The sequence below is a fragment of the Intrasporangium chromatireducens Q5-1 genome, assembly GCF_000576575.1.
Taxonomy (GTDB): Bacteria; Actinomycetota; Actinomycetes; order Actinomycetales; family Dermatophilaceae; genus Intrasporangium_A; species Intrasporangium_A chromatireducens.
In genome coordinates this window covers 25,014-32,032 of the sequence record NZ_AWQS01000024.1, presented here as the reverse complement: position 1 = coordinate 32,032, position 7,019 = coordinate 25,014, and the positions used below count along the sequence as shown (strand labels likewise).

At 70.5% G+C, this 7,019-nt stretch carries 5 protein-coding genes; 3 read left to right on the top strand and 2 right to left on the bottom strand.

Annotated elements, in window-relative coordinates; translation table 11 throughout:
• Positions 1–2,949: excinuclease ABC subunit UvrA (uvrA, locus tag N864_RS05140; protein WP_034714231.1), on the bottom strand; the 2,949-nt coding region annotated here is incomplete at its 3' end.
• A 123-nt stretch (positions 2,950–3,072) separates the two neighbouring features.
• Here uvrA and N864_RS05135 point away from each other — a divergent pair.
• From N864_RS05135 to N864_RS05125, 3 genes are read left to right on the top strand one after another with little or no spacing between them, the layout of a single operon-like run.
• Complete coding sequence (locus N864_RS05135; protein ID WP_034714219.1) at positions 3,073–4,896, top strand: glycoside hydrolase family 15 protein; 1,824 nt, start codon at positions 3,073–3,075, stop codon at positions 4,894–4,896.
• Positions 4,883–5,590, top strand: coding sequence for a maleylpyruvate isomerase family mycothiol-dependent enzyme (locus N864_RS05130; RefSeq protein WP_081793388.1), 708 nt, complete (start codon positions 4,883–4,885; stop codon positions 5,588–5,590). The genes N864_RS05135 and N864_RS05130 overlap by 14 nt, the downstream gene beginning before the upstream one ends.
• Before the next feature lie 3 nt (positions 5,591–5,593).
• Positions 5,594–6,256, top strand: a complete 663-nt coding sequence (locus N864_RS05125; RefSeq protein WP_034714217.1) for an MBL fold metallo-hydrolase — start codon at positions 5,594–5,596, stop codon at positions 6,254–6,256.
• Between the two features lie 9 nt (positions 6,257–6,265).
• Here the strand turns inward: N864_RS05125 and N864_RS05120 are convergent, their stop codons facing one another.
• The gene (locus N864_RS05120) at positions 6,266–6,988 is read right to left on the bottom strand and encodes a GntR family transcriptional regulator (protein WP_034714215.1); all 723 of its coding nucleotides are present in this window, start codon (positions 6,986–6,988) and stop codon (positions 6,266–6,268) included.
• Positions 6,989–7,019 lie beyond the last annotated feature (31 nt).

Below are 7,019 nucleotides of genomic sequence, written 5' to 3'. Positions count from 1 at the left end.
CGAGCGGGTGCTCGCCGCGGTGGCGCGCTTGGTGCGCGGTCGCGCCGCCCGCTCGGCGGACCGGGCCGTCCGGGCGAGGATCGGCGCGAGGAACCGGCCGGTGTGGCTCGCCTCGACCTGCGCGACGTCCTCCGGGGTGCCGGTGGCGACGATCGTGCCGCCTCGGGAGCCGCCCTCGGGCCCGAGGTCGATGATCCAGTCGGCGTTCTTGATGACGTCGAGGTTGTGCTCGATGACGATGACGGTGTTGCCCTTGTCGACGAGGCCCTGGAGCACGGCGAGCAGCTTGCGGATGTCCTCGAAGTGGAGCCCGGTCGTCGGCTCGTCGAGCACGTAGATGGTGCGGCCGGACGAGCGCTTCTGCAGCTCGCTCGCGAGCTTGACCCGCTGCGCCTCGCCGCCCGACAGCGTCGGCGCCGGCTGCCCGAGCCGGACGTAGCCGAGCCCGACGTCGTTGAGCGTGTTGAGGTGGCGGGAGATCGCGGGCACCGCCTCGAAGAAGCCGGCGGCCTCCTCGATCGGCATGTCGAGCACGTCGGCGATCGTCTTGCCCTTGAAGTGGACCTCCAGTGTCTCCCGGTTGTAGCGCGCGCCGTGGCACACCTCGCACGGGACATAGACGTCGGGCAGGAAGTTCATCTCGATCTTGATCGTGCCGTCGCCGGAGCACGCCTCGCAGCGTCCGCCCTTGACGTTGAACGAGAACCGACCCGGCTGGTAGCCGCGGATCTTGGCCTCCGTGGTCTCGGCGAAGAGCCGGCGGATGTGGTCGAAGACCCCCGTGTAGGTCGCCGGGTTGGACCGGGGCGTGCGACCGATCGGGCTCTGGTCGACGTGCACGACCTTGTCGAGCTGGTCCAGGCCCGTCACCGTCTTGTGCCGCCCCGGCACGTGCCGGGCGCCGTTGAGCTTGTTGGCCATGACGTTGTAGAGGATGTCGTTGACGAGGGTCGACTTGCCCGAGCCGGACACGCCCGTCACGGCGACGAGGTTGCCGAGCGGAAAGCTGACGTCGACGTTCTGCAGGTTGTTCTCGCGCGCGCCGCGGACCGTGATCTCGCGACCGTCGTGGCCGCGACGGACCTCCGGGGTCGGGATCTCGCGCCGACCCGAGAGGTACTGGCCGGTCAGCGAGTCGGGGTGCTTCAGCAGGTCCGCGACCGTGCCGGAGTGGACCACCTGACCACCGTGCTCCCCCGCGCCGGGACCGATGTCGACGACCCAGTCGGCCGTCTCGATGGTGTCCTCGTCGTGCTCGACGACGATGAGCGTGTTGCCGAGGTCGCGCAGCCGGGTCAGCGTCTCGATGAGGCGGTGGTTGTCGCGCTGGTGCAGCCCGATCGACGGCTCGTCGAGGACGTAGAGCACACCGACCAGGCCCGACCCGATCTGCGTCGCGAGCCGGATCCGCTGCGCCTCGCCGCCCGAGAGCGTCGCCGCGGGACGGTTGAGCGAGAGGTAGTCGAGACCCACGTCGAGCAGGAAGCCGAGACGGGCCTGGATCTCCTTGATGACCCGCTCCGCGATCTGCCGCTCCCGCTGCGTCAGCTCGACGTTGTCGAGGAAGTGCTTCGTCTCGTCGATGGACAGCGCGCACACCTCGGCGATGCTGCGACCGTCGATGAGCACGGCGAGCGACTCGGGCTTGAGCCGGGCCCCCTTGCACGTGGGGCACGGCACCTCGCGCATGAAGCCCTCGTAGCGCTCCCGGCTCCACTCGGAGTCGGTCTCGGAGTGGCGACGCTTGATGAAGGGCACGACGCCCTCGAAGCCGGTCGTGTAGGACCGCTCCCGTCCGTAGCGGTTGCGGTAGCGGACATGCACCTTGTAGTTCTGCCCGTGGAGGAGCGCCTCCTTGGCCCGCTGCGGCAGGGAGCGCCACGGCGTGTCCATCGTGAACTTGAGGTCGTCGGCGAGGCCGGTCATGACCCGTTGGAAGTACTCGGCCGAGCCGGACCCCTGCGCCCACGGGGCGATGGCGCCCTCGGCGAGCGACAGGTCGGGGTCCGGGACGATGAGCTCGGGGTCCACCTCGAGCTCGGTGCCGATGCCCGTGCAGGTCGGGCAGGCCCCGAAGGGTGAGTTGAAGGAGAAGGACCGGGGCTGGACCTCGTCCATCCCCAGCGGGTGGTTGTTGGGGCAGGCCATCTTCTCGGAGAACCGCCGTTGGCGCTCGGGGTCGCCGGCGTCACGGTCGACGAAGTCGATCAGGACGATCCCGCCGGCCAGCCCGAGGGCCGTCTCGACGGAGTCGGTGAGGCGGCGCTTGGCGCCCGAGTCGTCACCCTTGGCGACGAGACGGTCGATGACGACCTCGATGGTGTGCTTGCGCTGCTTCTCCAGCTTGGGCGGCTCGGTGAGCGTGACGACCTCGCCGTCGACCCGGGCCCGGGCGAAGCCCTTGGTCTGCAGCTCGGCGAATAGGTCGACGAACTCGCCCTTGCGGCCCTGGACGACCGGCGCGAGGACCTGGAACTTGGTGCGCTCGGGCAGCGTGAGCAGCTGGTCGACGATCTGCTGGGGCGTCTGCTTCGTCACCGGCTCGCCGCAGACCGGGCAGTGTGGCCGACCGGCCCGCGCGAAGAGCAGCCGCAGGTAGTCGTAGACCTCGGTGATCGTGCCGACGGTCGAGCGCGGGTTGCGGTTCGTCGACTTCTGGTCGATGGAGACCGCTGGCGAGAGGCCCTCGATGAAGTCGACGTCGGGCTTGTCCATCTGGCCGAGGAACTGCCGGGCGTAGGCGGAGAGCGACTCGACGTAGCGGCGCTGGCCCTCCGCGAAGATCGTGTCGAACGCCAGCGAGGACTTGCCGGAGCCGGACAGCCCCGTGAAGACGATGAGACTGTCGCGGGGCAGGTCGACGGAGATGTCCTTGAGGTTGTGCTCGCGCGCACCTCTGACGACGAGGGCGTGCGAGTCGGTCGGGGCCTTGGCAGTCACGCGCTCCATGGTAAGTGCCGCCACCGACACTGCCCGCCCGCGCGGCCGGAGGGGCCGCGAGGGGCCGCGAAAGGCGCCACCCCCGGACGGTGTCAGCACGCCCGAGCGGGCTGAGCGGCATACTCGGGTGTCATGGCTGCCATCACGTCGACGCCCATCGAGGACTACGCCGTGCTCGGCGACCTCGGCACCGCAGCTCTCGTGAGCCGGCGCGGATCGATCGACTGGCTGTGCCTGCCCCGCTTCGACTCGCACGCGTGCTTCGCGGCGCTGCTCGGCACCCGGGAGAACGGGCGGTGGCTGCTCGGCCCCGCCGACGACAACGCCCGCACCACCCGCCGCTACCTCGAAGGCAGCTTCGTCCTCGAGACGATCCACGAGACCGACACCGGCAAGGTCCGGGTCGTCGACCTCATGCCGATCGCCGACCAGCGTGCCGACGTGCTGCGGGTCGTCGAGGGCCTCGAGGGGACCGTGCGGATGCGGCACGAGTGGATCGTCCGCTTCGGCTACGGCAGGACCCGCCCCTGGATCACGCGGCACACCGAGGACCGGGAGGGCCAGAAGCACCGGATCATCACCGCCATTGCGGGACCGGACATGCTCGTCCTGCGCGGCACGCGGCTCCCCCGTGCCGAGGACGGGCGCCACGTCGACGAGTTCGACGTGGCTGCCGACGACATCCTCACCTTCTCGACGACGTGGTTCCGCAGCCACCTGCCCGTGCCCGCCCCGCTCACCGTGCGCAGCCGGGTCGAGCAAACAATCAGGACGAGCAACGACTGGGTGCGCCGGGCGCACTACGACGGCCCCTACGCGGCGGCCGTCACCCGGTCCCTGCTCGTCCTGCGCATGCTGAGCCACGGCGTCACCGGTGGCATCGTGGCCGCCGTGACGACCTCGCTGCCCGAGGACTTCGGCGGCGAGCGGAACTGGGACTACCGGTACTGCTGGCTGCGCGACGCGGCCCTCAGCCTCGAGGCGCTCGTCGGCTGCGGCTACACCGACGAGGCCAAGCTGTGGCGTGGCTGGCTCATGCGGGCCGTGGCCGGCGACCCCGAGGACCTGCAGATCATGTACTGCGTCGACGGCAGCCGGGAGCTGCCCGAGCGCACCCTCGACTTCCTGCCCGGCTATGCCTCCTCGCAGCCGGTCCGCATCGGCAACGCCGCCGTCGACCAACGCCAGACCGACGTCCTCGGCGAGGTGATGATTGCCCTCCACGACGCCCGGTTGCGCGGGATGGAGGAGAACAAGGAGGCGTGGGACCTGCAGCGTGCCCTGGTCGACAACCTCGCGGAGCACTGGGAGGAGGCGGACAACGGCCTCTGGGAGATCCGCGGTCCGGTCCGCAAGTTCACCCACTCGCGGGTCATGGTGTGGGCGGCCTTCGACCGTGCCGTCCGGGCGGTCGAGGAGCTCGGCTTCCCGGGACCGGTCGACACGTGGCGCGAGCTGCGGGACAAGGTGCGCGACGAGGTCCTGGCGAACGGCTGGGACGAGGAGCGCCAGACCTTCGTCCAGTACTACGGCTCGACCGAGGTCGACGCCTCGCTGCTCGTCATCTCGAGCGTCGGGTTCCTGCCCGGTGACGACCCAAAGATGATCGGCACGATCCGGGCCGTGGAGCGTGACCTCATGCCGCACGGCCTCGTGATGCGCTACCGGACCCAGAGCGGGGTCGACGGCCTCGCCGGTGACGAGCACCCGTTCCTGGCCTGCTCGTTCTGGCTTGTCCAGGCCTACGCGAAGGCGGGCATGCTCGACGAGGCGACGGCCCTCATGGACCGGCTCGTCGGGCTCTGCAACGACGTGGGCCTGTTGTCCGAGGAGTACGACCCCGTCGGCAACCGTATGGTGGGCAACTTCCCCCAGGCGTTCTCGCACCTGACCCTCGTCGGCGCCGCGCTGGCGCTGTCGGAGGCACTCGGAAAGGAGTCCCATGGACCAAAGTGACGTGACAGCCCTGCTCGTTAACGAGCAGACCGACCGGCTCATGACGACCGCAGCCTCGCTCACCGACGAGGACGTGCGAGGGGCGTCGCTCTGCGAGGGATGGAGCCGGGGACACGTCCTCGCCCACGTCGCCCGCAACGCCGAGGGCATCGCCCGCGCCGCCCGGGCGGCGACGACGGGCTCGGGCGAGGCGATGTATGCCGGCCAGGCCGAGCGGGACGCCGAGATCGAGGCGGGGGCACGTCGCTCGGCCCGCGAGCTCGTCGACGACGTGCGCCACACGGCGGCCGAGCTGGCGCCGTACCTCGAGGCGATCCACCCGCACGAGCTCAAGGACGTCACCTTCGAGCGGACGCCCGGCGGGGAACGGGTCTATGCGGCGCGGCTGCCCTTCATGCGACTGCGCGAGGTCGTCATCCACCACATCGACCTCGACGCCGGGTTCGGCTTCGAGGACATCGGCAACGACGACCTCTCCGAGCTCTTCCTCCGCGACGCGGCGAAGCGGCTGGGCGCGACGCCCAGCGCTCCGGGGCTCACGATCGACACGGCGGAGGGTGACCACCTCGTCGTCGGCGACGGAGGCACCGACGTCACCGGTCCGCGTGCGGGGATGCTGCGTTGGCTGCTCCGGCAGGACGGCCGCGACGTGACCTCCGAGGACGCGCTGCCCGAGCTGCCGAAGGGGTTCTGAGCGATGACCTACACCGGCAGCGTGACCCCCGGCGGTCCCCCAGACGTGCGCGAGCTCGAGCAGCTCACCATCCGCAAGCTCGCCGTGTCGCAGATGCACAACAACGTCTACCTGCTCACCTGCCACGGCACCGGTGAGCAGCTGCTCATCGACGCCGCCGACGAACCGGACCGCATCATGGAGCTCGTCGCCGCGGGAGGCGACGGCCTGGGGACGGTCGTGACGACCCACCAGCACTGGGACCACGTTCGCGCGCTGCCGGAGGTGGTCAGCCGCACCGCGGCCCGGACCGTCGCCGGTCGCGACGACGCCGAGGCGCTGCCGGTGCCCGTCGACGTGCCCGTCGACCACGGGGACCGGGTCCGCTTCGGCGACGTCCACCTCGACGTCGTCCACCTGCGCGGTCACACCCCGGGCTCGATCGCGCTGGCCTACCACGACGTCGACGGCACCGTGCACCTCTTCACCGGGGACTCCCTCTTCCCGGGAGGCGTCGGCGCGACGAACCATCCGGGCCAGAGCTTCGCGTCGCTCATCGACGACGTCGCCACCCGTGTCTTCGGCGTCTACGGCGACGACACGTGGTTCTACCCCGGTCACGGTAACGACTCGACGCTCGGGGCCGAGCGGCCGCACCTGCAGGAGTGGCGCGACCGCGGCTGGTGACGGCGCGGGTCAGCCGCCGGCGCCGGAAGCGGCTGCCGTCGCCCGCCCGGCCCAGGTGGACCGGATGTGACCGATGTGCTGCGACATGAGCCGGCGCATCTGCTCGCCGTCCCGGCGCAGCGCGGCGTCGACCATCTGCTCGTGCTCCTCGGACATCTGGGCGAGGACTCCCGCGCCGGCGAGGGCCTCGAGGCCATAGAGCCGAGACCGGTGGCGCATGTCGCGCACGACCGCCACGACGTGCTCGTTGCCGTGCAGCGCGAGGAATCGGGTGTGGAACTCGGTGTCCGCCTCGGTGTAGGTGATCAGGTCGTTCGTGGCAGCAGCCTTGGTGATCCGGTGCGCCAGCGGCCGCAGCTTCTCGACGGCCGTCGCGATGCGACCCTCGCACTGCTCCGCCACCATGCCCATGACCGGCACCTCGATGAGGCCGCGCAGCTCCGCCAGGGCGTCCAGCTCGTGGTCGTCGAGCTGGGTGACCCGGAAGCCCTTGTTGCGGACGACCTCGACGAGCCCCTCGCTCACGAGGTCGAGCATCGCCTCGCGGACCGGCGTCGCGGAGACGCCGAACTCGGCCGCCAGCTTCGGTGCGGAGTAGACGTGACCCGGTCGCATCTGACCGGTGATGAGCAGCGCGCGGAGGGTCTCGGCGACCTGCTGGCGCAGGTTCGCCCGAGTGTCGAAGCTCGGCAGCCGAAGCGGCGCCTCCTCCGCCTTCACCGATGTGCCCATCCAGTCTCCCCTGTCTCTCGGAACCGTCAGC

Coding starts and splice junctions, on each gene's coding strand:
- N864_RS05120 (WP_034714215.1), bottom strand. CDS start 6,988: ATGGGCACATCGGTGAAGGCGGAGGAGGCGCCGCTTCGGCTGCCGAGC.
- N864_RS05125 (WP_034714217.1), top strand. CDS start 5,594: ATGACCTACACCGGCAGCGTGACCCCCGGCGGTCCCCCAGACGTGCGC.
- N864_RS05135 (WP_034714219.1), top strand. CDS start 3,073: ATGGCTGCCATCACGTCGACGCCCATCGAGGACTACGCCGTGCTCGGC.
- N864_RS05130 (WP_081793388.1), top strand. CDS start 4,883: ATGGACCAAAGTGACGTGACAGCCCTGCTCGTTAACGAGCAGACCGAC.